This is a genomic window from Streptomyces sp. NBC_01352 (assembly GCF_036237295.1).
Taxonomy (GTDB): Bacteria; Actinomycetota; Actinomycetes; order Streptomycetales; family Streptomycetaceae; genus Streptomyces; species Streptomyces plumbiresistens.
In genome coordinates this window covers 9,976,316-10,000,195 of sequence record NZ_CP108354.1, presented here as the reverse complement: position 1 = coordinate 10,000,195, position 23,880 = coordinate 9,976,316, and the positions used below count along the sequence as shown (strand labels likewise).

The following is a 23,880-nucleotide window of genomic DNA, read 5'->3' as shown; positions in this document are numbered from 1 at the left end:
GGGGAGCGGCGCGTGCCTCACGCGTCGGCTCCGGTGGTGGACGTGCGTACGGCACGGCGGCGGATGGCGAACCATCCGACGACCAGCGCCCCGACGATCAGCGGGAGGCACAGCACGGTGGTGCGGCCGGCGCCGCCGTCGGCGTACATGAGGACCAGGACGGAGGCGAGAAAGGCCAGCGTCACGAGTTCGGTCCAGGGAGAGCCCGGCAACCGGTAGCTCGGGCGGGCGAGTTCGCCCTTCTGGGACTTCTGCCAGAACATCAGGTGGCAGATCATGATCATGCCCCAGGTGGCGAGGATGCCGATCGCGGCGAAGTTGAGCACGATCTCGAACGCGTCGGAGGGGACCACGAAGTTGAGGCCGACGCCGAGGACGCAGAAGCCGCTGGTGAGCAGGATGCCGCCGTACGGGACCTTGCTGCGGCTCATCACCGACGTGAACTTGGGCGCGGAGCCGGACATCGCCATGGAGCGCAGGATGCGGCCGGTGGAGTACAGGCCGGAGTTGAGCGAGGACATGGCCGCGGTGAGGACGACCAGGTTCATCACGCCGCCCGCCGCCGGGATGCCGATGTTGGACAGCACGGTCACGAAGGGGCTCTCGCCGGACGTGTACGTGTTCCACGGCAGCAGCATCGACAGCAGGACGACCGAGCCGACGTAGAAGATGCCCACGCGCCACATGATCGAGTTGATCGCCTTCGGCATGATCTTCTCGGGGTTCTCGGTCTCGCCCGCCGTGACGCCGACCAGCTCGACGGAGGCGTAGGCGAAGACGACGCCCTGGATGATCAGCAGCATGGGCAGCAGCCCGTTGGGGAAGACGCCGCCGTGGTCGGTGATCAGGGAGGGGCCGGGGGTGGTGCCGTCCACCGGGTGCTGCGTGACCAGCAAGAAGATGCCGATACACATGAAGATCACCAGCGCGCTGACCTTGACGATGGCGAACCAGAACTCCAGTTCGCCGAAGATCTTCACGGATATCAGGTTCACGGTGAGGACCACGGCGAGCGCGATGAGTGCGATCACCCACTGCGGGACGTCGGAGAACATGCCCCAGTAGTGGGTGTAGGTGGCCACCGCGGTGATGTCGGCGATGCCGGTGGTGGCCCAGTTGAGGAAGTACATCCAGCCCGCGGTGTACGCGCCCTTCTCGCCGAGGAACTCCCGGGCGTACGACACGAAGGCGCCGGAGGACGGGCGGTACAGGACGAGCTCGCCGAGGGCACGGACGACGAGGAAGGCGAAGAGGCCGCAGACCGCGTAGGCGATGAAGAGGGAGGGCCCGGCGTCGGCGAGGCGGCCGCCGGCGCCGAGGAAGAGGCCGGTGCCGATGGCCCCGCCGATGGCAATCATGTTGACGTGCCGGGACTTCAGGGACTTGCTGTAGCCCGCGTCTCCGGCGTCGACGTGTGCGGTGTGTTTGCGGGTCGCCTCTTGGAGGTGCTGCTCGCTCACGCCTCGGGTCCGCCTTCCGTGGGGGTGTCCGTGCGCGGGGAACGCACGATGTCGGTGAGGGTGGTCTCGACGCGGTCGAGGTGGTGGGACATGGCCTCCACCGCGTCGGTCTCGGAACCGTCGATCAGCGCCTCGACGATCGCCCGGTGCTCGCGGTTGGACTGTTCGCGCCGGCCGCCCAGTTCGTTGAGGAACGCCGACTGGCGGGCCAGTGCGTCGCGGATCTCCTCGATGACCCGGCGGAAGACCGGGTTCTGGGCGGCCTCGGCCACGCCGAGGTGGAACAGGGTGTCCATCGCGACCCAGGCGGTGGTGTCGGTCTCCCGTTCCATCCGGTCCAGGAGGTGGGCCAGGTGGTCGAGGTTCTCCGGGGTGCGGCGCCGGGCCGCGTACCCGGCGACCGGGATCTCGACGTGGCGGCGGACCTCCAGCAGGTCGCTGGCCGCGTAGTCGCCGAAGGTGGGGTCCTCGACGGAGCTCGCGACCACGAAGGTGCCCTTGCCGGTCTTGGAGACCGTCAGCCCCATGGTCTGCAGGGCCCTGAGGGCCTCGCGCAGCACGGGGCGGGAGACCTCGAGGGTGCGGCACAGCTCCGCCTCGGAGGGGAGCTTGTCGCCGATCGCGTAGTCGCCGCGCTCGATGGCGCCGCGCAGATGCCCGAGCACCGCTTCCATGGCGCTGACGCGCCGCGGGCCCTGACTGGCTGTCTGGCTGTCTGACAGGTTCACGGGAGTGATACTCCGGGGACGTGAGGTCTCTGTCAAGGCTGCTGAAACAAGAAATTCACGGGGTGTGAGGCCTGAAAGAGACCTCACACCCCACCGGGGCGACCACCGAGCCCACGGAAGGTCAGCTGCTCAGCGCACCCGTGCCCAGCAGCCCGAAGAGCAGCACACCCACGACGATCCGGTAGATCACGAAGGCGTTGAAGGAGTGCTTGGCGATGAACTTCAGCAGCCAGGCGATGGACGCGTAGGCCACGCCGAACGAGACGAGGGTCCCGACGGCGAGCGGCGCCGCGCCCACGCCGGTCCCCAGGGCGTCCTTGAGTTCGTACAGGCCGGCTCCGGTCAGGGCGGGGATGCCGAGGAAGAACGACAGCCGGGTGGCGGCCACGCGGTCGAGGTCCAGGATCAGCGCCGTGGACATGGTGGCACCGGAGCGGGAGAAGCCCGGGAAGAGCAGGGCGAGGATCTGTGAACTGCCCACCAGCATGGCGTCCTTGAACGAGGTGTCGTCCTCCCCGCGCTTGTGCCGGCCCATCTGGTCCGCCGCCCACATCACCCCGCTGCCGACGATCAGCGAGCCCGCCACCACCCACAGCGAGGCGAGCGGCCCTTCGATGAGCGGCTTGGCGGCCAGGCCCACGGCCACGATCGGGACGGTCGCGCAGATCACCCACCAGGCGAATTTGTAGTCGTGGTGGTAGCGCTCCTCCTTGTCGACCAGCCCGCGGCCCCAGGCCGAGACGATCCGCACGATGTCCTTGAAGAAGTACACGAACACGGCGGCGATCGCCCCGACCTGGATCACGGCCGAGAACCCGACGACGGAGTCCTCGTCGACGGGGATGCCCATGAGCCCCTCGACGATCTTCAGATGTCCTGTGGAGGAGACGGGCAGGAACTCGGTCACCCCCTCGACGGCTCCGAGGACGACGGCCTGACCGACGCTGATGACGCTCATGGGATCCAGTTCTGCTCAAGGGACACAGGGGGTGGGCTGGGTATGGCGAGCTCCGTCTTACTACACGCGGACGAGAGCCGAGCCAGACGCGATCGAGCGCCGAGTGCCTACGCCCACACCGCCTGAGCCACCGCCACGCCCACGAACGCCGCCCCCAGACCGGCGGCCACGCTGCCGACCACATTGACGGCGGCGTAGAACCCCGCCCCCGTCTCGGCCAGCCGGAGGGTCTCGTACGAGAAGGTCGAGTACGTCGTCAACGCGCCGCACAGGCCGGTGCCCAGGAGCAGCTGGAGGTGGGAACCGGCGGCTCCCGAGGCGGCCGCGCCGGTCAGCACGCCGAGGATCAGACAGCCGGTGACGTTCACCGCGAAGGTGCCCCAGGGGAAGACCGAGTCGTGCCGGGACTGCACCGCCCGGTCGGTCAGGTAGCGCAGCGGGGCGCCGACCATGGCACCCGCGACGACCAGCAGCCAGTTCACAACGAGTTCTTACCCTTCGCGCCCGGATTGCCCTTTTCGTTCTCCCGTCCGACGTACCGGATGACCTCGCAGTCGTCGAGGATCACCAGTCCCTCGGTGACGAGTTCGTCGAGCTGCGGCAGGAACGCCCGTACGCGCTCCTCGTCGTCCACGATCACGACGGCCACCGGCAGGTCCTCGCTCAGCGACAGCAGCCGGGAGGTGTGGATCAGGGAGGAGGCGCCGAAGCCCTCGATGCCGCGGAAGACGCTGGCGCCCGCGAGGCCGGCCGCGTGGGCGCGGTGCACGATCTCGCTGTAGAGCGGCCTGTGGTGCCGGCTGTCGTGCTCGCCGACGAACACGGTGACGCGCAGGGCGCGGCCGGTCAGCCTCGTCATGGCCGCCTCCACTTCAAGAGCCGCCGGGTGGCTGCGACCGCGAGCCACACCGCCGTGAGCGCGGCGAGCAGGGTCGCGAAGAGGTACGCCAGCCCGGTGCGGGGATGGCCGGAGTCGACCAGCTTCTGGAAGTCGACCGCGTACGTCGAGAAGGTGGTGAAGCCGCCGAGCACACCGGTGCCGAAGAACGGGCGGACGAGCCGGTGGGCGGCCCACACGTCGGTGATGACCACCATGAACACGCCGATCACCGCACAGCCGACGACATTGGTCCAGAAGGTCGCCCAGGGGAACCCGCCCGGCTGGGCGGGCCACCACAGAGCGGCCGCGTACCGAGCGGAGGCACCCAGGGCACCACCGAGCGCGACCACCGCGACGACCGGCGCCTGGCCGCGCCAGGCGGGCTGTCGGGGGGCGGGGACGCGGAGGCTGTCGGTCTCCTGGGCTGTCATGGTCGTGCGTCTCCTACTCGCCGGGGCCCTGGCATGCGGGCGTGCTCCATCGCAAGTAGGGACCGTTGGCGGCACCTGAGCCGCGGTTCGGGTACGGCGGGCCCCACCGCCGCGCCGCGAGGTGATCGCGGTGGAAAACAGGGTAACCCCGGGGTCAGCCCGGGTCACTTCGTGCTCGGCGCCTCACAGACGGCCACGCCGGGCTCCCAGAGGCTGCCCAGGATCAGGTGGCCGGCGCTCTCGCAGACGCTGGTGACCATGCGGAATCCGGAGCGGCGGCGGGTGAGGTGGTGGACGATCTCGCCCTGGTCGTCGACCGCGAGGACGCCGGTCGTGCCGGAGGGGCGGAAGGGCGCGCGCACGGCGATGCGGGCGGCGGTGCGGCGGACGTCGGGGGTGCCGCGGTGCAGCAGGTCGAGGGGCGGGACGCGGGGTCCGGCCAGCGAGACCCAGATCGGGGCGTCCGGTGCGCCGCGCCAGAGGTTGTCGGGCATGCCCGGAAGGTTCTCGACGAAGGGTTCGCCGCGGCCGGCCTTCGGACCGGTGAGCCAGTAGCGGGTCAGCCGGCAGGCGCCCGTCTCGGCGACGACCAGGAACGTCTCGTCGGCGCTCGGGGCGAGTCCGTTGGCGAACTGCAGCCCCTCCAGCAGGACTTCGGGCTCGTCACCGCCCGGGGCCAGGCGCAGCAGCCGGCCGGTGCCGGTGTGCTCGACGAGATCGCCGATCCACTCCTCCAAGGGATAGCGGCGGCTGGAGACGGTGAAGTAGACGGTTCCGTCGGACAGGGCGACCACGTTGCTGCAGAACCGCAGCCGCTCCCCCGCCACCGAGTCGGCGATCACCCGTACCGTGCCGTCGGTGAGGTCCACCCCCAGCAGTCCGCGTTCCGCGTCGCACACCAACAGGGCGTCGTCGGGGAGGAGGTGGAGGCCCAGTGGCCTGCCGCCGGTCCTGGTGAGCACCTCGACGTGGGCCGCGCCGGGGTCTGTCAGGCCCTCCAGGCGCAGGATCCGGCCGTCCTGGACGCCGGTCAGCACCCGGCCGCGGGCGTCGGCCACCACGTCCTCGGGGCCGCGGCCGCCGATCGCGACGTAGTGGCGGGGAACCAGAGCCGTGGGACGGTTCATGCACGCCTGCCCTTCGCTGCCGGAGGAGGATCCTCCTCGCAGGCGTGTACCCGCGCCGGCCCGACGTCTACCAGCCCTTCTCGAACATGCGTGCCACCTCGGCGATCCGTACCTCGTCGCGCCGGTAGTGGGTGCGGCGCCGGATCCGCCTGGTGCGCAGCAGACCGAGGTCCGCGAGCAGGCCGAGGTGGGTCTCGGCGACGGCGCGGCGCACTCCGAGTTTCTCGGCGACGGCGTCGGCGGTCACCCCGTCCGCCACCGGATCGCCGTGCCGCTGCGGCGGGAAGTGCGCGGCCGGGTCCTTCAGCCATTCCAGGATGTCCAGGCGCCTCTCGCCGGTGGGAGTCCTCAGCATCGTGTTCCCCTCCGTCCGGGCTCCTCGTACCGCGTCTTCCCACTGTGGCGCAGCCGATGCCGCCGCGTACGGGACTCCGCAACGTTGTCCGGTAGCGAACTCCCTTGCGAAGCAAGGTCGTTCGGCAGGCGGGCGCGCCCGGCGGGGTGAGCAGCCCCCTCCGCCCGCGGCTCGTGCGCTCGCACGGGCGGAGGGGAGTCGGTTCAGCCGTCGAGTCGTACGACGCGGACGGCTCCCGCCGGGACCGCCAGGCCCCCAGCGGCGCGCTCACCGGTCAGCAGTTCGGTGCCGTTCGCGTCCAGCGGCACCTTGACGTCCGTGGCGGTGTGGTTGATCGCGAACAGGTAGGTGCCGGACTCGCCGGTGCGGCGCACCACCTCGACGTCGCGGGGCAGGTCGGCGCGGGTGCTGAGGTCCGCGTCCTCGACGGCCCAGCCCAGCAGCGCGTCCAGGCCCTCGGCGGTCAGCCGGGTGGAGACGTACCAGGCGGTTCCCTCGCCGAGGCGGTGCCGGGTGACGGCCGGGTGGCCGGCGGCCGGACCGTCGGCGTACGTCCACACGGTCTCGGCGCCGCGCGGCACCACGAACTCGGTCCACACGTCCGCGGCGAGCTCCGAGCCGTCGGGGCCGGTGACGCGCACGAGCTGGTCCTTGAGCAGCGGCGAGAACTCCTCCACGGTCAGGCCGAGCACGTCCCGCAGCGCGCCCGGGTAGGCGCCCTCGTGCACGGCGTCGTGCTCGTCGACGATGCCGGAGAAGTACGACACGACGAGGGTGCCGCCGTTCTCGACGTACTCCGTGATGTTGTGGCCCGCCGCCTTGGTCGTGAGGTACAGCGCGGGCACGACGACAAGGGGATACCTCGACAAGTCGGCTTCCGGGTGGGCGAAGTCGACGGTGAGGTGGCGGTCGTAGAGGGCCTCGTAGAAGGCGTCGGCGCGCTCGCGCGGGTCGTGGGCCGCGCTCGGGCGCCACTGGAGGTTCTGTGCCCACCAGGACTGCCAGTCCCACAGGACGGCCACGTCGGCGGCGGTGCGGGTGCCTCGGACGGTGCTCAGCGAGTCGAGCGAGGCGCCCAGTTCGACCACTTCGCGCCACACGCGGGTGTCCGTGCCGCCGTGCGGAACCATCGCAGAGTGGAACTTCTCCGCGCCGCGCCGGGACTGGCGCCACTGGAAGAACATGGCGCCCTCGGAGCCGCGCGCCACGTGCGCGAGCGAGTTGCGGGCCATCTGGCCGGGGGCCTTGGCGGGGTTGCGGGGCTGCCAGTTGACGCCCGAGGTGGAGTGTTCGAGCAGCAGCCAGGGGGCGCCGCCGGCGACGGAGCGGGTGAGGTCGGCGGCCATCGCGAGGTTGACGTGGGTGCGGCGGCCGTCGGTTATCAGGTAGTGGTCGTTGGTGACGAGGTCGACCTCGCGGCCCCAGGCCCAGTAGTCGACGGAGTCGCACTGGCTGAGCGCGGTCATGAAGTTGGTGGTGACCGGGATGCCGGGCGAGAGGCGGTGCAGGATGTCCCGCTCCGTCACGAAGTTCTCGCGCATGGTGGCGTCGGCGAACCGCTTGTAGTCCAGCGCCTGGCCCGGGTTGCCGACGGTGGGCGCCGTGCGCGGCGGGTTGATCTGGCCGAGGTCGGCGTAGCGCTGCCCCCAGAAGGCGGTGCCCCAGGCTTCGTTGACGGCCTCGACGGTGCCGTAGGTCGTGGCCAGCCAGCGGCGGAAGTGGGCGGCGCAGGAGTCGCAGTAGCAGGCGGAGACCGGGACGCCGTACTCGTTGTGCACGTGCCACATGGCCAGGGCGGGATGCCCGGCGTAGCGCTCGGCGAGCCGGGTGGTGATGTCGGCGGCGGCCGCGCGGTAGTCGGCGTTGCTGTGGCAGATGGCGCCGCGGGAGCCGAACTCGTGGCGGATGCCGTCGGCCGTGACGGGCAGCGCGTCGGGGTGGTCGCGGTAGAACCAGGCCGGGGGCACGACCGTGGGCGTGCCGAGGTCGACGCGGATGCCGTTGTCGTGCAGCAGGTCGAGGAGCCGGTCGAGCCAGCCGAAGTCGTACGTGCCGGGTGCGGGCTCCAGGAGCGCCCAGGAGAAGATCCCGACGCTGACCATGGTGACGCCGGCCTCCCGCATCAGCCGTACGTCCTCCTCCCAGACGCTCTCGGGCCACTGCTCCGGGTTGTAGTCCCCGCCGAAGGCGAGCCTGGTGAGGCCCCTGGGGGTGGTCTCCGGCATGGGTCTCTCCCGTTTCTGGTGGTTGGGAACGTGCACACACGGCGTCAGCAGCGCGCGGCCCAAGATAACCGTACGAGGGTGAGCCTTGCCAAGTACTCGGATGCCGGGCGTGCTGTGCACGATCACACACCGTCGCCGGACCTCGGGGACCTACCGTGGTCAGGGCGGCCGCCATCCGCCCGCGAGGGCCTTAAAGTCATGACCATGAACAACGCGGGGGGCCGACGCAGAGCGCCGACGATCCACGACGTGGCGCGGGAGGCAGGGGTCTCACGCGGCACGGTCTCACGTGTGCTCAACGGCGGGCACTACGTCAGCCCGGCCGCGGCGGAGGCCGTGAACGCCGCCATCCGCAAGACGGGCTACGTCGTCAACCGGCACGCCCGTTCGCTGATCACCGGACGTTCCGACTCCGTCGGCTTCCTGCTGACCGAGCCGCAGGAGCGGTTCTTCGAGGACCCCAACTTCAACGTGCTGCTGCGCGGCTGCACCCAGGCCCTGGCCGCCCACGACATCCCGCTGCTGCTGATGCTGGCCGGGACCGAGGACGAGCGGCGGCGCATCACGCGGTACATCACCGCCGGGCACGTGGACGGGGTGCTGCTCGTCTCCAGCCACTCCGGGGACCCGATCGCCGAGGAACTGCGCGAGGCGGGTGTGCCGCTGGTCGCGTGCGGCAAGCCGATCGGGCTCCGGTCCCGGGTGAGCTACGTGGCCGCGGACGACCGCGACGGTGCCCGGGACATGGTGCGCCACCTGCTGTCCCTGGGCCGCCGCCGTATCGGCGTGGTCACCGGCCCGCTGGACACACCGGGCGGTGTCGAGCGCCTCGCCGGGTACAAGGAGGTGCTCACCGAGGCGGGCGTCGCGATCGACGAGCGGCTCGTCGTCTCCGGGGACTACAGCCGGGCCAGCGGCGAGGCGGGCGCCGAGCGGCTGCTCGCCCAGGCCCCGGACCTGGACGCCGTGTTCGTCGCCTCCGACCTGATGGCGCAGGGCGTCCTGACGGCATTGGAGCGGGCGGGGCGACGGGTGCCGGACGACGTGGCGGTGGGCGGCTTCGACGACTCCCCGGCCGCGCTGGCCTCCCGGCCCGAACTGACGACGATCCGGCAGCCCTGGGACCGCATCAGCGCCGAGATGGTCCGGGTGCTGCTGGCGCAGATCGGCGGCGAGGACGCGGCGGCCGTGATTCTGCCCACGGAGCTGGTGAAGCGGGAGTCCACCTGAGGGGCACGTTCCGCTGTGCCGGATGCGCGGCGACGGCGGTGCTCGCTCGGTGCGGGGCAACCGGTCAGGATCGAAGAAGCGGCTCCCGCTCCCTGGGCCTAGCGTGAGATCACCGACGAAATCCGTCGGTCCGCGCACCACCGAGGAGCACACGCCATGACCGCCGGTCTCAACACGATCGTCTACCCCGTCAAGGACATCGCCCGGGCGAAGGCCCTGTTCAGCGCCCTGCTGGAGGTCGAGCCCTACGCGGACGAGCCTTACTACGTCGGCTTCAAGGACGCCGGCCAGGATGTCGGCCTGGACCCGAACGGACACGCCAAGGGCATGACCGGTCCCGTTCCCTACTGGCACGTCTCCGACATCAGGGGCCGGCTCGCCGCCCTCCTCGACGCGGGCGCCGAGCTGCTCCAGGACGTCCAGGAGGTCGGCGGCGGCAGGATGATCGCCTCGGTCAAGGACGGGGACGGAAACCTCGTCGGGCTCGTCCAGGACGCCTGAGCCAGCTTCCCCCGTCCGCATGTCGATGCACACGCATTAACATTCGGTGTATGGCAGTGAACGCGGCCGGCACCCGGCTCGAAGAACAGTGGCGGGACATCCTGTCGGTGCACGCGCGCACGATGTGCGAGATCGACCGCGTGCTGCACCCCCACGGGCTGGGCGCGAGCGACTTCGAGGTGCTCGACGTCCTCGCCTCCGAGGCGCCCGAGGAGGGCGACCTGTGCCGGGTGCAGAACCTCGTCGGACGGGTGCATCTCAGCCAGAGCGCGCTGTCCCGCCTCATCGGCCGCCTGGAGAAGGACGGTCTGGTGGAGCGCTCGGTCTGCATGGAGGACCGGCGGGGCGTGTGGGTCGCCCTCACCCGCAAGGGCCGCGACCTGCACGCCGAGGTGCTCCCGCTGCAGCGCGAGGTACTGGCCCGGACGCTGGGCTGACCCGGACCGGCTCGCGCGGCCCAGACGCCGGCCCGCCCCGGACCGCCCCACCGCGGCCCGCACGCCCGGTGACCCGCTCCGCCCCACCACGGCCCGGACACTGACCTGCCCCTGACCCACTCGCCACAGGCCAGACCCCGGACCGCCCCACCACGGCCCGCACGCCCGGTAACCCGCTCCGCCCCACCACGGCCCGGACACTGACCTGCACCTGACCCACTCACCACAGGCCAGACGCCAGCCCGCCCCCGACCGCCCCACCGCGACCCGCACGCCCGGTAACCCGCTCCGCCCCACCACGGCCCGGACACTGACCTGCCCCTGACCCACTCACCACAGGCCAGACGCCGGCCCGCCCCGGACCGCACCACCGCGACCCGCACGCCCGGTGACCCGCTCCGCCCCACCACGGCCCGGACACTGACCTGCCCCTGACCCACTCGCCACAGGCCAGACGCCGGCCCGCCCCCGACCGCACCACCGCGACCCGCACGCCCGGTGACCCGCTCCGCCCCACCACGGCCCGGACACTGGCCTGCACCTGACCCACTCACCACAGGCCAGACGCCGACCTGCCCCGAACCGCCCCACCGCGGCCCGCACGCCAGCCCGACCCGACCCGAACCGCGCCCCGCTTCAGCGCAGCAGATCCCGTACGGCCGCGAAGGCCGCCTCCACCGTGGCCGGGTCCGCCCCGGGACGGGCCAGCGCGCTCATCGGGATCGGCGTGACCGCCGGGAGCCCCTCGTACGGGGTCAGCCCGTCGGGGGCGGGGCCCACGGCGGCGAGCAGGGCCACGCCCTGGCCGGTGCGGGCGATGTCGAGCACACCCGCGAGGTAGCCGGCGTCGCCGACGACCGCGGCGGGCACGCCCCGCGCGGCGAGGGTGGCGATGGCCCGGCGGCGGATGGCGCAGGGGTCCTCGATGGCGACCAGGGGGACGGCGGCCGGTGCGGGTGGCGGCTCCCAGCCGGGGACGGCGTGCCAGGTGAGCGGGAGACCGCCGACGGGCGTGCCCTCGGTGGCGGCGGCCTCCGTGACGTACACCGCCACGTCGACGCTGCCGCGTTCCACGGCCTCCACGAGGCGGGCGGAACGGTCGATGCGGAACCGGACCCGGCAGCCGGGCCGTACCTCCTGGACGGCGGCGGTGAGCCGGGGCAGGAACTGGTCGGCGGCGTGCTCGGTGGCGCCGACGGTGACGGTGTCGCCGTCGGACTCGAGCAGGGTCCGTACGGCCTCGTCGTGGACGGCGAGGACACGGCGGGCCTGTTCCAGCAGCCGACGGCCCTCGGGGGTGAACCGCGTGCCGCGTCCCTCGCGTTCGACGACGGGCCCGCCCAGGATCTTCTCCAGTTTGCGGACGTGCTGGCTGACCGCCGACTGGCTCAGGGACAGGGTCCGGGCGGCACGGTGGAAGCCGCCGCAGTCGGCGATCGCGGTCAGACTGCGCAGGGCCACGATGTCGAGGACGGGTTGGGGCATGCCGTGACAGTAGCGGCCCCGGAGGACCGATCGCGATGTCTGATCGGTTTCGATGCGGAATCGTCGTTGGACGCGGTCCGCCGCCTCCGGTCATGATGGGCGCATGTTGACCGCGACCGCTTCTGCTGCCCTTCTGACGCAGCGCCGAGTCATCGACTTCGGCGTGGCGTGCAGCGCGCGCTGTCGCTGACCTCCCGCCGCTCACCGGCGTCCCTCCGCAAGCCGACTTGATCACGTCTCTTCCTCGCTGACACGTGACAGTCGCTGTCGGCTGCCCTTTTCCGCGCGCATCCCCTGCCCGGAACACCCATGCCCCTGCCCGAAAACGGGAGCTGCCCCCCATGCCCTCATCCGTCTCCTCAGACTCCTTCTCCGGGAAGTCCTTCTCCTGGGACGAACCCGAAGGCCTCGCCGCGCGCGGCACGTTGATCGTGCTGGCCGGACGGGGTGAACACGGCGGTGTGTACGAGCGGTTCGGCCGCCGGCTCGCCTTCGATGCCTATCGGGTCCGTGCCCTCGGCGACCCGTCCGCCGATCCGTCCGTGCTGGACCAGGCGGCGAAACTGCTTGCCGACGAGTCGCTGCCCGGCCCGAAGGTGCTGGTCGGCTCGGACACGGGCGCCCGCCACGCCGCTCAGCTGGCCGCCCAGCAGACCCCGGGCCCGGACGCGCTGATCCTGGCGGGCCTGCCCACCACGCCCTGGAATTCGGGAAGTTGGGAGTCCGAGATCGAGGCCCGCACCGCCTGCCCCACCCACCGGTCCCGCCTCACGAACGACACCGCCTTCCGGCGCGGGGCCCTGGACGAACACCCGGACCTGCCCGAACTGCGTCTCGACCTGGTGCACGTTCCCGTACTGGCCCTGCACGGCCGCGAAGACACGGTGAGCCCTCTCGCCGAGGCGGTGGGCTCGTACGCGGGACACCCGCACGTGCGGACCGTGACCTTCAACGGCGGCCGGCACGACGTCCTCAACGACGCGCTGCACCGCACGGCCGCCGCCACCATCGTGCTCTTCCTGGAACGGCTGCGCCTCTCCCCCGAGCTGCCCGCGATCGCGGAGGGCCCGGCATGACCGTGACCACCACCGTCTCCGAACTCCGCGACCTGCTCGACTCCGACGCTCCCCCGGTCGTCCTCGACGTCCGCTGGGCACTGGGCGATCCGCACGGCCGCGACCACTACGCCGAGGGCCACATCCCGGGCGCGGTCCACGTCGACCTCGACACGGAACTGGCCGCGCCACCGAGCCCGGAGGGCGGCCGGCACCCGCTGCCCCGGATCGCGGATCTGCAGGACGCGGCACGCCGGTGGGGCATCACGCAGGACCGACGGGTCGTCGTCCACGACGACCTGGGCAACACCGCCGCCGCCCGTGCCTGGTGGCTGCTGCGCTACGCGGGTCTGGCCCAGGTCACGCTCCTGGACGGGGCGCTCGGCGCCTGGCGGGCGGCCGGGCTGCCGCTGGAGTCCGGGATCCCGGCCGACCCGCCGCCCGGCGACGTCGTGCTGAAGCCGGGCGCCCTGCCGGTGACCGACGCCGACGGCGCCGCCGAACTCGCCGTGTCCGGGCTGCTGTTGGACTCGCGGGCCGCCGAGCGGTACCGCGGCGAGGTGGAGCCGGTGGACGCGCGGGCGGGGCACATCCCGGGCGCGGTCTCCGCTCCCACCGGGGAGAACCTCGCGGCGGACGGCACCTTCCTGCCGCCCGAGGCGCTGCGCGAACGGTTCGGGGAGAAGGGCGCCGCCGGGGCGTCGCGCATCGGGGTGTACTGCGGCTCCGGTGTCACCGCCGCCCACCAGATCGCCGCGCTGGAGCTCGCCGGATTCGAGGCGGTGCTGTTCCCGGGCTCCTGGTCCGCCTGGTCCGCCGATCCGGCCCGCCCGACCGCGAAGGGAAACCAGCCATGACGACGAAACCCCTGGACCCGGCCGTCCTGCCGCACCAGGCAGAACCCACGGACCGGGCCCCTCTGCCGAACCGCGTCACCATCCGCGGCACCGCCAAGACCCGTCGCCGCCTCACCGTCCCCCGTTCCGTACGCCGCTCCGCGGGCCCGGTCGGGCTCGTCCTCCTGTGGTTCCTCACCTCGGCCACCGGCGTCCTCCCCGAGACGGTGCTGGCCTCCCCCGTGGACGTGGTCCGCCAGGCCGTGGAGCTCACCAAGAGCGGCGAACTGCCCGACGCCATCGCCGCGTCGGGCCGCCGGGCGGCCGTCGGCTTCCTGATCGGCGCGACCGTCGCCCTGAGCCTGTCCCTGCTGGCCGGGCTGTTCCGGCTCGGTGAGGACGTCATCGACTCCTCGATGGGCATGTTCCGGGCGATCCCCTGGGTGGGCCTGATCCCCCTGTTCATCGTCTGGTTCGGCATCGAGGAGACCCCGAAGATCGCACTGGTCGCGCTCGGTGTGACGTACCCGCTGTACTTCAACATCTACGGCGGCATCCGTTCCACCGACTCCCAGCTCGTCGAGGCGGCACGGATGATGGGGCTCGGCAGGCTGGGGCTGATCACCTACGTGATCCTGCCTAGCGCGCTGCCCGGGGCTCTCGTGGGACTCCGGTACGCGCTGTCGACCGCGTGGCTGGCCCTGGTCTTCGCCGAGCAGATCAACGCGGACGCGGGGCTCGGCTACCTGATGAGCAACGCCCAGCAGTACTTCCGTACGGACGTCATCGTGCTGTGCCTCGTCGTGTACGCGCTGCTCGGGCTGGCCTGCGACTTCGCCGTACGGATCCTTTCGCGCCGCCTGCTGACCTGGCGCGCCAACTTCGAGGGCGAGGCGTGAACGTCATGGCCAACAGTGTGGAAATACGGGGGCTTTCGCGGGCCTTCGACGGCAACACCGTGCTGCACGACCTGGATCTCGACATCCGCGACGGGGAGTTCGTGGCGCTGCTCGGCCACAGCGGCTGCGGCAAGTCGACCTTGCTGCGCATCCTCGCCGGGCTCGACGAGGAGATCGGGGGCGAGGTGACCGTGCCCGCCCGCCGCAGTGCCGCCTTCCAGTCGCCGCGGCTGCTGCCCTGGCTGAAGGTGTGGCGCAATGTCGTCCTCGGACTGCCCGGCCGCCCGGACCGGGAACTCGCCCGCAAGGCCCTGGACGAGGTGGGCATCGCGGAACGCGCGGCCGTCTGGCCCAAGACCCTCTCCGGCGGCCAGGCCCAGCGCGTCTCCCTGGCCCGCGCCCTGGTGCGCGAGCCCGAACTGCTGCTCCTGGACGAGCCGTTCGGCGCCCTCGACGCGCTCACCCGCGGCCGGGTGCAGCAGCTGGTCGCCGAGCTGTGGCAGCGGCACGGCTGCGCGATCCTCCTGGTCACCCATGACGTGGAGGAGGCGCTGCTGCTCGCCGACCGGGTCCTGGTGATGGACGAGGGCCGCATCGCCCACGAGCTGACCGTCGACCTGCCCCGCCCCCGTGACCTCACCGCCCCCGAGTTCGTCTCCCTGCGCGCCCGCCTCCTGAACTGGCTCGGCGTGACCCGCACCCTGGAAGGAACCCCCTCGTGACACGCCGATTCGCAGCAGCCACGCTGAGCTTCTCCGCCCTGCTGGCGCTGACCGCCTGCGGCGCTGACTCCTCGGCGGACGCCTCGTCGAAACAGGTCACCCTCACCATCGGCGACCAAGCCAAGACCCTCCAGACCATCGTCGCGGCGTCGGACGCCCTGAAGGGCGCCACGTACAAGGTGAAGTGGGCCGAGTTCGAAGGTGCCGCACCCCTCTACCAGGCCGTGCAGGCGGGCGCCGCCGACACCACGTACTCCGCGGACCTGCCCGCGCTCCAGGCACTGAGCGGCGGGGTGAAGTTCAAGAACGTGGCCGCGCTGAAGAACGACGGCCGGCATGTCGGCATCGTCGTCGGCCAGAACTCCGGCATCGACAGCGTCAAGGATCTCAAGGGCCAGAAGGTCGTGGTGTCCTCGGCGAAGGGCAGCATCGCCGAGTACCTGCTGGCCAACGTGCTCAAGCAGAACGGCCTCAGCTACTCCGACGTGAAGGTGCAGTACCTGCTGCCGACCGACGCGCAGGCCGCCTTCGCCTCCGGGAAGATCAAGGCCTGGGCGACCTTCGGCGTCTACCAGGCCGTCGGTCTGCAACAGGGCGGCAAGCTGCTCGTCGACGGCGCCGACGGACGGGTCAGCGGCTACGGCTTCGTCGGCGCGTCCGACGAGGCTCTCGCCGACGCGCCGAAGAAGGCCGCGCTCACCGACTTCCTCAAGCGCCTCGGTACGGCCCTTAAGTGGACCAGCACGCACCAGGACGCGTACGCCAAGGCCATCGAGACCCGTAACGGCGCCGACGCCTCCGTCGCCAAGACGCTCGCCTCCGCCGCGTACAGCAAGGTCCTGCCGATCACGGACGACGTGAACACGACCGTCCAGGGTGTGGCCGACCTCATGAACAGCATCGGCGTCCTCGACCCGAACGTCGACGTGGCGGAGTCGGCCGACACGTCACTTCTCAACTAGCCGCAGTCATCAGGGAGTTGTCCATGCCTGTCGAATTCATCAGCGCCGTCCACACGGACTCCGCGGCCTCGGGTCCGGCCGCCGCGAGCCGCACCGGCTTCGACCCCGACCACCTGCGCAGGTACGCCCGCACCCTCGACGACGGCGGCTTCGACCACACCCTCGTCGCCTACCACTCGGCGTCCCCGGACGCCTTCCAGGTCGCCCAGTTCGTCGCCACCCACACCGAGCGGATCCGCCCGATCCTGGCGCACCGGCCGGGCGTCGTCTTCCCCACGCACGCGGCCCGCGCCCTGGCCACCCTCGATCAGATCAGCGACGGCCGGCTGACCGTGCACATCATCTCCGGCGGCAGTGACGAGGAGCAGCGCCGGGAGGGCGACTACCTGGGCAAGGCGGAGCGGTACGAGCGTTCGGACGAGTACATCCAGATCCTGCGGAAGGTGTGGCAGGCCGACGGGCCCGTCTCGCACGAGGGCAAGCACTTCACGTTCGAGGGCTACTACTCCGACGTGAAGCCGGTGAACGGGCTGGTTCCCATTTCGGTGGGCGGCTCGTCCCAGGACGCCTATCGGGTCGGCGGACAGCAGGGCGACATCTTCGGGCTGTGGGGCGAGCCGCTGAAGGAGACGGCCGAGCAGATCGCCGCCGTCAACGCGGTCGCGGACGCCGCCGGGCGCCCCCGCCCCCGTATCTGGGTGTCGTTCCGCCCGATCATCGCGCCCACCGACGAGCTGGCCTGGGAGAAGGCGCACCGCACCCTGGGCGTGCTCAAGGACCAGGCGCGCAACACCGAGCTGCTGCGCCACTACCGCACCACCGGCCGCCCGGCCAACGTCGGTTCGCAGCGGCTGCTGGACATCGCCGAGCGCGGCGAGGTCCACGACCGCTGCCTGTGGACCGCCCCGGCGGTCGCCACCAACGCCGCCGGCGCCTCGACGGCGCTGGTCGGCTCGCCCGAGACGGTGGCCAAGGCCCTGCTCGACTACGTCGACATCGGCTGCGACCTGCTGTCGGTCCGGGGCTACGACCCGCTCAACGATGCCATCGACTACGCCCGTCACGTCCTGCCGCTGGTGCGTCAGGAACTCGCCCACCGCGCCACCACCCAAGCCGCCTGATGGAGATCCCGTGTTGTTCCGTCGCACCCTGCGCACGTCCGCCGCCGCGCTCGCCCTGCTGCTGCCCTTCGCGGCGGCCTGCGGGACCGAGGCACAGGCCGAGTCCTCGTCCTCCGTCACCCTGCGGGTCGGCGCCACCGGCTGGAAGGCCGAGGAGGCGATCCTGAAGTACGCCGGTCTCGACGACACCCCGTACAAGGTGAAGTGGAGCCAGTTCCAGGGCGGTGACCAGCAGCTCCAGGCGATCCGTGCCGGGGCGTTGGACCTCGCCTCCTCCAGTGAGATCCCGCCGGTCTTCGCCGCCGCCGACGGTTCGCCGAACTTCAAGGTCGTCGCCGTGCAGCGCGGAGCGACCCTCAACCAGGAGGTCGTCGTCCCCAAGGGCTCCAAGGTGACCGACATCGCCGGCCTCAAGGGCAAGAAGGTCGGCTACGTCCAGAACACCACCGCCCACTACTTCCTGTACGAGCTGCTGAAGCGGGCGGGCCTGAAGTGGTCCGACGTCGACGCCAAGCCACTGCTGCCCAACGACGGCCTCGCCGCCCTGAACGGCGGCAGCATCGACGCCTTCGCCTCCTACGGCACCTCGATCATCACCGCCCACCAGCAGGGCGCCACGACGGTCGGCTCGGGCAGGGACATCCTGTCCGGCAACTTCCTGTGGTCGGCGCGGGACAGCGTCCTTGAAAGCCCCGGCCAGAAGGCGGCCGCGGCCGATCTGATCGCCCGGATCACCAAGGCGTACGCCTATGTCCGCGACGGCCGCCAGGACGGCTTCGCCCAGGTCACCGCCGACGCCACCCACCAGCCCCTCGCCCAGGCGAAGAAGGACCTCGTCGACGCCCAGGCCCAGCGTCCGACGCAAGCCCGGACCGTCGGCGCCGACACCATCGCCTCGCAGCAGAAGGTCGCCGACGTCTTCACCGAACTCGGCGCGCTCAAGGAGCACTTGGACGTGAAGTCGTTCTGGTCCAGCGCGCTGAACGCCGACCTGAGGAAGGCCCTGTGACCGGCCCCGTGACCGACCGCCTCGCCGAACTCGCCGAACTCGCCGCCGAGTACGACCGTTCGGCCGCCTTTCCTGCCGCGTCCCTCCGGATCGCCCACGAGGCGGGGCTGCTCACCGCGACGATCGGCGAGCGGTACGGCGGCCCGGGTGCGGGCGTCGAGGAGACGGCCCGCATCCTGCACACGCTGGGGCGGTCCGACCCGTCCGTCGCCCTGATCACCGCGATGACGCTGACCATCCATGCCCGGCAGGCCGCCGCGCCGCACTGGCCCGAGGAGCTGTACGCGCGGGTGGTCAAGGAGTCGTTCGAGCGTCCCGTTCTGATCAACCACGCGCGCGTGGAGCCCGACCTGGGCTCCCCCGCCCGGGGCGGGCTGCCCGCCACGCTCGCGCGGCGCACGGCCGACGGCTGGTCCCTCAGCGGCACCAAACGGTTCGTGACCGGCGCCGAGGGGCTCGACTGGTTCCTGGTGTGGGCGAGCACCGACGAGCCCGAACCGCGGGTGGGGACCTTTCTGGTGCCCGGCGGCTTGCCCGGCATCGAGATCACGGGCCGCTGGGACCAGTTGGGGCTGCGCGCCAGCGGCAGCCATGACGTGACGTTCCGGGACGTGGCAGTCCCGTACGAGCACGTCGTCGGCGTCGGCCCGCACGGGCCGGCCGCCGAACAGGACAACCGGGCGGGCGCCGCCATCCATCTGCCGCTCGCCGCGCTCTACTTGGGCGTCGCGCGCGCCGCGCAGGACTTCTTCCACACCTTCGCCCGTTCCCGCGTGCCCGCAAACCTCGGCCGTCCGGTGGCCCGTACGGAGCGCTTCCGGCGCACCGCCGGGGAGATCGAGGTGCTGCTCGCCGCCGCCGAGCAGCTGGTGTTCGACGGGGCCGCCAAGGTCGGCGCCGGGGACAGCTCGTACAGCCCCGAACAGGCCCTGGGCGCACGGGTGCTGGCCGACCGGCACGGGGTGCGGGCGGTGGAGCTGGCCGTACGGCTGCTGGGCAACCCGGCGCTGGCCCGGGGCAACCCGCTGGAGCGGCACTTCCGGGACATCCAGTGCGCGCCCGTGCACGCGCCCCAGGAGGACATCTCACTGCTCGCGATCGGAACGAAGGTGCTGGACGAACCAGTGGCCGCCGCACCGGAAACGAAGGGGTTGGACCGATGACCATCAGCCCCGGAACGAAGGCCGTTGGACCGATGACCGTCACTCCCGGAACGAAGGTGCTGGACCGATGACGACCGCACCGGAACGAACCGCCTCCGCCAGGCTCCTGGGGCTCCTCGCCCGCGATCTGCCGCCCGACCGGCTGAGCACGGACCCGGCGGTGCTCGCCGCGCACGCCACCGACCGTTCCGGCAGCCGGCCCGACGGCGAGGCGCTGGCCGTGGTGCACGCCCGGCGGACGGAGGACGTGACCGTAGCCCTCCGGCACGCGCACGCGCTGCGCGTGCCGGTGGTGCCGCGCGGCGCGGGGACCGGTCTGTCGGGCGGGGCCACGGCGAGCGAGGGCTCCCTGGTCCTGGATCTCTCCGGGATGGACCGCATCCTCGAACTCGACGCCGACGACCAGCTCGCCGTCGTCGAACCCGGGGTCATCACGGCCGACCTGGACCGGGCGGCAGGCGCGCACGGACTGCGGTACGCGCCCGATCCGGCGAGTGCGGCGCTGTCCACCATCGGCGGGAACATCGCGACCAACGCGGGCGGCCTGCGGTGCGCGAAGTACGGGGTCACCCGGGACAGCGTCCTGGGCCTGGAGGCGGTCCTCGCCGACGGGACCGTGGTCAGGACCGGCCGCCGTACCGTCAAGGGCGTCACCGGCTACGACCTGACCGCCCTGCTCACCGGCTCGGAGGGCACCCTCGCGGTGATCACCTCGGCGACACTGCGCCTGAGGCCGGTCCCGGTGGCGACGGCCACGCTCGCCGCCTACTTCGCCTCCTTCGAGCAGGCCGCCGAGGCCTCGTACGCGATCACCCGGGCCGGGGTCGAGCCCGCGCTGGCGGAGCTGGTCGACGGGCCCGTGCTGCACGCCATCGACCCGGCGCTGCGGGAGCGGGGCGCCGCGTTGCTGGTGGTGCAGTGCGACGGCGCGGGCGCGGCGGCCGAGGCCGCGGCGGTGGCCCGGCTGATGGCTCCCCTGGCCACGACGGTTCAGACCACGGAGGACCCCGCCGAGGCCGAGGCCCTGCTGGCCGCCCGCCGCCTCGCCCTGCCCGCGCTGGAGCGGCTGGGCCGCCCGCTCATCGAGGACATCGCGGTCCCGCGCTCCCGGCTGGCCGAGGCGGTCCGCGAGATACGGGCGATCTCCGCCCGCCACGACGTGCCCGTGTTCACCCTCGCCCACGCGGCCGACGGCAATCTGCACCCGATCGTGGTCGTGGACCCGTCCCTGGACCGGCTGCCGGAGGCCGCGTGGGAGGCGGCCGGCGAGATCTTCGCCCTGGCACTGCGGCTGGGCGGGACACTGACCGGCGAGCACGGGGTGGGTTTGCTGAAGCGGCAGTGGGTCGCCGAGGAGCTCGGCCCCGCGGCCCACGCCTTGCAGCGCAGGGTCAAGGAGGTGTTCGATCCCCGGGGGATCCTGAACCCCGGAAAGTGCCTGTGATCGGGCCCGGCCGCTCCCCTTGCCGCTCCACGGTGGCCGGGCCCGTTCGGGTACGTCCCTACGGCCTCGCCAGCAGGGTGCGGACGCCCTCCGAGGTGAGCGTCAGCGGATGCGCGGAGTTCGCGTCGATGGTCAGGGACAGGTCGTCGGCCGGCCACTGCGCGGCGAGGGCGCCCAGCGGGACCAGACGGTAGCGGGAGACGTACGGAAGGAGCTCGGCCATCTCCGGCTCGGAGGTGAACACGGGCACCACCGGAGCGCCGTCCGGCTGCTCGAGGACCGGCAGCGCCACCACGCTGGAATCACCGGCCTCCTCCTGAGCGGCATCGTCGGGCACCGGCACCAGCACCTCGCTGCTCGCGAGGGTCGCCAGCGCCGCCGTGTCCTCGGTGTTCTCGGCCAGCGCGTCCAGCGCCCGCCGGGCCGGTGTGGCGGTGTTGTCGTACGCGGGTGTTTCCATGGCTGATGATTCCCCTGGTAGCGGCGGTCGTGCGGCCCGCCCGGGGCAAGATCGCCCCAGGTGCGGTCCTGCTCGCGTACCCGACCGCGGCCGGAGCATTCCTATGGTTCTCCGCAGATCACGGAAGGGCTCAGCGGCACCGGGTGTCTCCGTTCGTCAGCTGCCGGTCAGATCCTTCACGGTGACCACACGGATCAGCGGCGCGTACAGGTCCATCACCTGAAGGGCCCTCGCGTGCGAGGCGTCGTCCGCGCCCGCGCACGCGTCGGACACCACCAGGACCTCCACGCCCGCGTCGGCGGCGGCCAGGGCGGTGGACAGGACGCAGCAGTCGGTACTGACCCCGGCCAGGACCAGGCGGCCCTCGGGGCCGAGGCGGGCGGCGAGTGCGGGCGTCCACTTGCCGAAGGTGGGAGCGTCCAGCACGTGCCGTGCCTCGGCGGCGAACTCGTCCGTCAGCCGCCAGAGCGGAGCGTCGGGCGGCTGGAGGGCGAAGGGCCACTGCTCGTAGTACGCCCGCCAGGCGCCGGTGGGCTTCTCGGGGGCCAGAAAGCGGGTGAACGTGACGCGGTCCCCGAACGCCGGCAGCAGTCGTCGTACGCCCTGTGCCGCCTCCGTGAAGCGCGGGGCCGCCCACGGGCTGCCGGGGTCGGCGAAGACGCGCTGCATGTCGATGACGGCGAGCGAGCCAGTGGCCATGTGACCGGCGGTCACGCGACCGCCCCCTCGTCCAGCGTCGGACTCGGCGCCTTCGCCTCCTGCTCACGCACCCGCCCGCGCCCCAGTGCCAAGGTGCCGAGGAAGCCGATCGCGAGGGCGGCGAGGACGCCGAGGTTGGCGTACGCCCATGAACCGGATTTGCCGCCCAGGCCCAGGGGGTCGAGCAGATAACCCTGCCACTCCAGCCAGCTCGCGGCCGAGTTGGTGACCAGGCCCCAGCCGAGCGCGGTGGCGGCGAGGGTGAGCAGCAGCGGGGTGGGCGGAACATCGCCGTAGCGGCCCCGCGGGCGGTAGAGGTCGCCCTCGTCGTAGTCGCGGCGGCGCTGGAGGAGATCGGCGAGCATGATGCCGCACCAGGCGGCGATGGGGACGCCCAGCGTGGTCAGGAAGCCCATGAACTGGCCGAGGAAGTCGTCGGCGACGAACACGATGTAGACCGAGCCCGCGATCATCAGGACGCCGTCGACGAGGGCGGCCAGATAGCGGGGAATCCGCAGGCCCGCGGAGAGCAGGGCCAGGCCGGAGGAGTAGATGTCGAGGACCGCGCCGCCGACCAGGCCGAGGACCGCGACCACGGCGAACGGCACCAGGAACCAGGTCGGCAGGATGCTGGTCAGGGCGCCGATCGGGTCGGCGGCGACGGCCGCGTTGAGCGTGGTGGAGGAGCCGGCCAGCAGCAGCCCGAACACCAGCAGGAGCAGGGGCGCGACCGACGCGCCGAAGGTGGTCCAGCCGACCACGCCCCGGCTCGACGAGGTGCGGGGCAGATAGCGGGAGTAGTCGGCGGCGGCGTTGACCCAGCCGAGGCCGAAGCCGGTCATCATGAACACCAGCGCGCCGATGAACTCCTGCGCGGAGCCCGCCGGGACGGCGCTGACGGTACTCCAGTGGATGTGGTCCGCGACGAGCCCGATGTAGACGAGGGTGAGGACGCCGGTGACCACGGTGATGACGGTCTGCAGCCGCATGATCAGGTCGAAGCCCATCACGCCGCCGACGACGGTGAGCGCGCCGACCACGATCAGCGCGACGACCTTGGTCTCCGTACCGCCGCCCCAGCCCAGCCGGTCGAAGACGGTCGCGGTCGCCATGGTGGCGAGGGAGCACAGCACGGTCTCCCAGCCGACGGTGAGCATCCAGGAGACCACCGACGGCAGACGGTTGCCGCGCACTCCGTACGCGGCGCGGCTCAGCACCATCGTCGGTGCGGAGCCGCGCTTGCCCGCGACGGCGACGAAACCGCACAGCAGGAACGAGAAGACGATGCCGATCACTCCGGCGACGAGCGCCTGCCAGAAGGAGATCCCGAAGCCGAGCGCGAAGGCGCCGTAACTGAGCCCGAGGATGGAGACGTTGGCCCCGAACCAGGGCCAGAACAGCGTCCGCGGAGTGCCCTTGCGCTCGGCGTCGCCGATCACGTCGAGCCCGTGTGTCTCCACCTGGAGTTGTCGGCTCGATGCTCTTCCTACGGTGGAACCCTCGGCCTTCGGAGACTCTGCCATCGTCGACCTGCCTGTCTGTACCTGTCGGGCGGAGGCGGGGTGGAAGGTCAAGAGTGACTCGAACGGTCGTCGCTTGCATACCGTTCGAGATCGGTGATCATCCCCTGCGGTGAGGGCGAGGCTGCGTTGAGGAGGCATGACAGTCGTCCGGCAGTCGGCATGGACGCACT

At 71.8% G+C, this 23,880-nt stretch carries 25 protein-coding genes; 12 read left to right on the top strand and 13 right to left on the bottom strand.

What is annotated here, in order from left to right; genetic code table 11:
* Window positions 1–17 precede the first annotated feature (17 nt).
* From OG252_RS45860 to OG252_RS45820, 9 genes are all read right to left on the bottom strand, one after another.
* Window positions 18–1,460, bottom strand: a complete 1,443-nt coding sequence (locus OG252_RS45860; protein WP_266445097.1) for an amino acid permease — start codon at window positions 1,458–1,460, stop codon at window positions 18–20.
* Entirely contained in the window at window positions 1,457–2,134 is a 678-nt protein-coding gene (locus tag OG252_RS45855; RefSeq protein WP_266448867.1) for a FadR/GntR family transcriptional regulator, read from the bottom strand. Before OG252_RS45855 ends, OG252_RS45860 begins: the two co-directional genes overlap by 4 nt.
* A 175-nt stretch (window positions 2,135–2,309) precedes the next feature.
* Complete coding sequence (locus OG252_RS45850; RefSeq protein ID WP_329343866.1) at window positions 2,310–3,146, bottom strand: undecaprenyl-diphosphate phosphatase; 837 nt, start codon at window positions 3,144–3,146, stop codon at window positions 2,310–2,312.
* A 107-nt stretch (window positions 3,147–3,253) separates the two neighbouring features.
* Complete coding sequence (crcB, locus tag OG252_RS45845) at window positions 3,254–3,628, bottom strand: fluoride efflux transporter CrcB (RefSeq protein WP_266445092.1); 375 nt, start codon at window positions 3,626–3,628, stop codon at window positions 3,254–3,256.
* Window positions 3,625–4,005: a DUF190 domain-containing protein gene (locus tag OG252_RS45840; protein ID WP_266445090.1), complete on the bottom strand. Its 381-nt coding sequence runs from the start codon at window positions 4,003–4,005 to the stop codon at window positions 3,625–3,627. The genes crcB (OG252_RS45845) and OG252_RS45840 overlap by 4 nt, the downstream gene beginning before the upstream one ends.
* Complete coding sequence (gene crcB, locus OG252_RS45835) at window positions 4,002–4,457, bottom strand: fluoride efflux transporter CrcB (RefSeq protein ID WP_266445087.1); 456 nt, start codon at window positions 4,455–4,457, stop codon at window positions 4,002–4,004. Before crcB (OG252_RS45835) ends, OG252_RS45840 begins: the two co-directional genes overlap by 4 nt.
* A 164-nt stretch (window positions 4,458–4,621) precedes the next feature.
* Window positions 4,622–5,584 (bottom strand): SMP-30/gluconolactonase/LRE family protein, encoded by a 963-nt coding sequence (locus OG252_RS45830; RefSeq protein WP_266445084.1) that lies wholly within the window; start codon window positions 5,582–5,584, stop codon window positions 4,622–4,624.
* Between the two features lie 67 nt (window positions 5,585–5,651).
* The gene (locus OG252_RS45825; RefSeq protein ID WP_266445081.1) at window positions 5,652–5,939 is read right to left on the bottom strand and encodes a helix-turn-helix domain-containing protein; all 288 of its coding nucleotides are present in this window, start codon (window positions 5,937–5,939) and stop codon (window positions 5,652–5,654) included.
* A 203-nt stretch (window positions 5,940–6,142) separates the two neighbouring features.
* The gene (locus OG252_RS45820; protein ID WP_329343861.1) at window positions 6,143–8,164 is read right to left on the bottom strand and encodes a beta-galactosidase; all 2,022 of its coding nucleotides are present in this window, start codon (window positions 8,162–8,164) and stop codon (window positions 6,143–6,145) included.
* 198 nt (window positions 8,165–8,362) lie between these two features.
* Between OG252_RS45820 and OG252_RS45815 the strand changes: the two genes are divergently transcribed.
* The 3 genes from OG252_RS45815 to OG252_RS45805 all read left to right on the top strand — a co-directional run bounded on the left by OG252_RS45815 (window position 8,363) and on the right by OG252_RS45805 (window position 10,332).
* Window positions 8,363–9,394 carry a LacI family DNA-binding transcriptional regulator gene (locus OG252_RS45815; RefSeq protein ID WP_266445076.1) on the top strand — a complete coding sequence of 344 codons (1,032 nt, stop codon included), beginning with the start codon at window positions 8,363–8,365 and terminating at the stop codon, window positions 9,392–9,394.
* 156 nt (window positions 9,395–9,550) lie between these two features.
* Window positions 9,551–9,895 (top strand): VOC family protein, encoded by a 345-nt coding sequence (locus OG252_RS45810; protein WP_329343859.1) that lies wholly within the window; start codon window positions 9,551–9,553, stop codon window positions 9,893–9,895.
* Window positions 9,896–9,945: 50 nt separating this feature from the next.
* Window positions 9,946–10,332, top strand: a complete 387-nt coding sequence (locus OG252_RS45805) for a MarR family winged helix-turn-helix transcriptional regulator (protein ID WP_266445070.1) — start codon at window positions 9,946–9,948, stop codon at window positions 10,330–10,332.
* Window positions 10,333–10,968: 636 nt separating this feature from the next.
* On the opposite strand, the gene OG252_RS45800 is transcribed toward OG252_RS45805, so the two are convergent.
* A complete protein-coding gene (locus OG252_RS45800) occupies window positions 10,969–11,817 on the bottom strand; it encodes a LysR family transcriptional regulator (RefSeq protein ID WP_266445067.1) in 849 nt (282 codons plus the stop codon).
* Window positions 11,818–12,158: 341 nt separating this feature from the next.
* Between OG252_RS45800 and OG252_RS45795 the strand changes: the two genes are divergently transcribed.
* From OG252_RS45795 to OG252_RS45755, 9 genes are all read left to right on the top strand, one after another.
* Complete coding sequence (locus OG252_RS45795; protein WP_329343855.1) at window positions 12,159–12,893, top strand: alpha/beta hydrolase; 735 nt, start codon at window positions 12,159–12,161, stop codon at window positions 12,891–12,893.
* Entirely contained in the window at window positions 12,890–13,729 is an 840-nt protein-coding gene (locus OG252_RS45790; protein ID WP_329343854.1) for a sulfurtransferase, read from the top strand. Before OG252_RS45795 ends, OG252_RS45790 begins: the two co-directional genes overlap by 4 nt.
* Window positions 13,726–14,607: an ABC transporter permease gene (locus OG252_RS45785; protein WP_266445059.1), complete on the top strand. Its 882-nt coding sequence runs from the start codon at window positions 13,726–13,728 to the stop codon at window positions 14,605–14,607. The genes OG252_RS45790 and OG252_RS45785 overlap by 4 nt, the downstream gene beginning before the upstream one ends.
* Before the next feature lie 5 nt (window positions 14,608–14,612).
* Window positions 14,613–15,329 carry an ABC transporter ATP-binding protein gene (locus tag OG252_RS45780; RefSeq protein ID WP_329343852.1) on the top strand — a complete coding sequence of 239 codons (717 nt, stop codon included), beginning with the start codon at window positions 14,613–14,615 and terminating at the stop codon, window positions 15,327–15,329.
* Complete coding sequence (locus tag OG252_RS45775) at window positions 15,326–16,291, top strand: aliphatic sulfonate ABC transporter substrate-binding protein (RefSeq protein WP_266445054.1); 966 nt, start codon at window positions 15,326–15,328, stop codon at window positions 16,289–16,291. The genes OG252_RS45780 and OG252_RS45775 overlap by 4 nt, the downstream gene beginning before the upstream one ends.
* A gap of 23 nt (window positions 16,292–16,314) precedes the next feature.
* Entirely contained in the window at window positions 16,315–17,412 is a 1,098-nt protein-coding gene (locus OG252_RS45770; protein ID WP_266445052.1) for an LLM class flavin-dependent oxidoreductase, read from the top strand.
* A 10-nt stretch (window positions 17,413–17,422) separates the two neighbouring features.
* Window positions 17,423–18,421 carry an ABC transporter substrate-binding protein gene (locus OG252_RS45765; RefSeq protein WP_329343851.1) on the top strand — a complete coding sequence of 333 codons (999 nt, stop codon included), beginning with the start codon at window positions 17,423–17,425 and terminating at the stop codon, window positions 18,419–18,421.
* Window positions 18,418–19,584, top strand: coding sequence for an acyl-CoA dehydrogenase family protein (locus OG252_RS45760; protein ID WP_329343850.1), 1,167 nt, complete (start codon window positions 18,418–18,420; stop codon window positions 19,582–19,584). The genes OG252_RS45765 and OG252_RS45760 overlap by 4 nt, the downstream gene beginning before the upstream one ends.
* 67 nt (window positions 19,585–19,651) lie before the next feature.
* Window positions 19,652–21,028, top strand: a complete 1,377-nt coding sequence (locus tag OG252_RS45755) for an FAD-binding oxidoreductase (protein ID WP_329343849.1) — start codon at window positions 19,652–19,654, stop codon at window positions 21,026–21,028.
* Between the two features lie 58 nt (window positions 21,029–21,086).
* Here the strand turns inward: OG252_RS45755 and OG252_RS45750 are convergent, their stop codons facing one another.
* From OG252_RS45750 to OG252_RS45740, 3 genes are all read right to left on the bottom strand, one after another.
* Window positions 21,087–21,488 (bottom strand): SseB family protein, encoded by a 402-nt coding sequence (locus OG252_RS45750; protein WP_266445042.1) that lies wholly within the window; start codon window positions 21,486–21,488, stop codon window positions 21,087–21,089.
* Between the two features lie 156 nt (window positions 21,489–21,644).
* Window positions 21,645–22,187: a cysteine hydrolase family protein gene (locus OG252_RS45745; RefSeq protein ID WP_329345374.1), complete on the bottom strand. Its 543-nt coding sequence runs from the start codon at window positions 22,185–22,187 to the stop codon at window positions 21,645–21,647.
* A gap of 11 nt (window positions 22,188–22,198) precedes the next feature.
* Window positions 22,199–23,710, bottom strand: coding sequence for a purine-cytosine permease family protein (locus tag OG252_RS45740; RefSeq protein WP_329343846.1), 1,512 nt, complete (start codon window positions 23,708–23,710; stop codon window positions 22,199–22,201).
* Window positions 23,711–23,880: the final 170 nt, after the last annotated feature.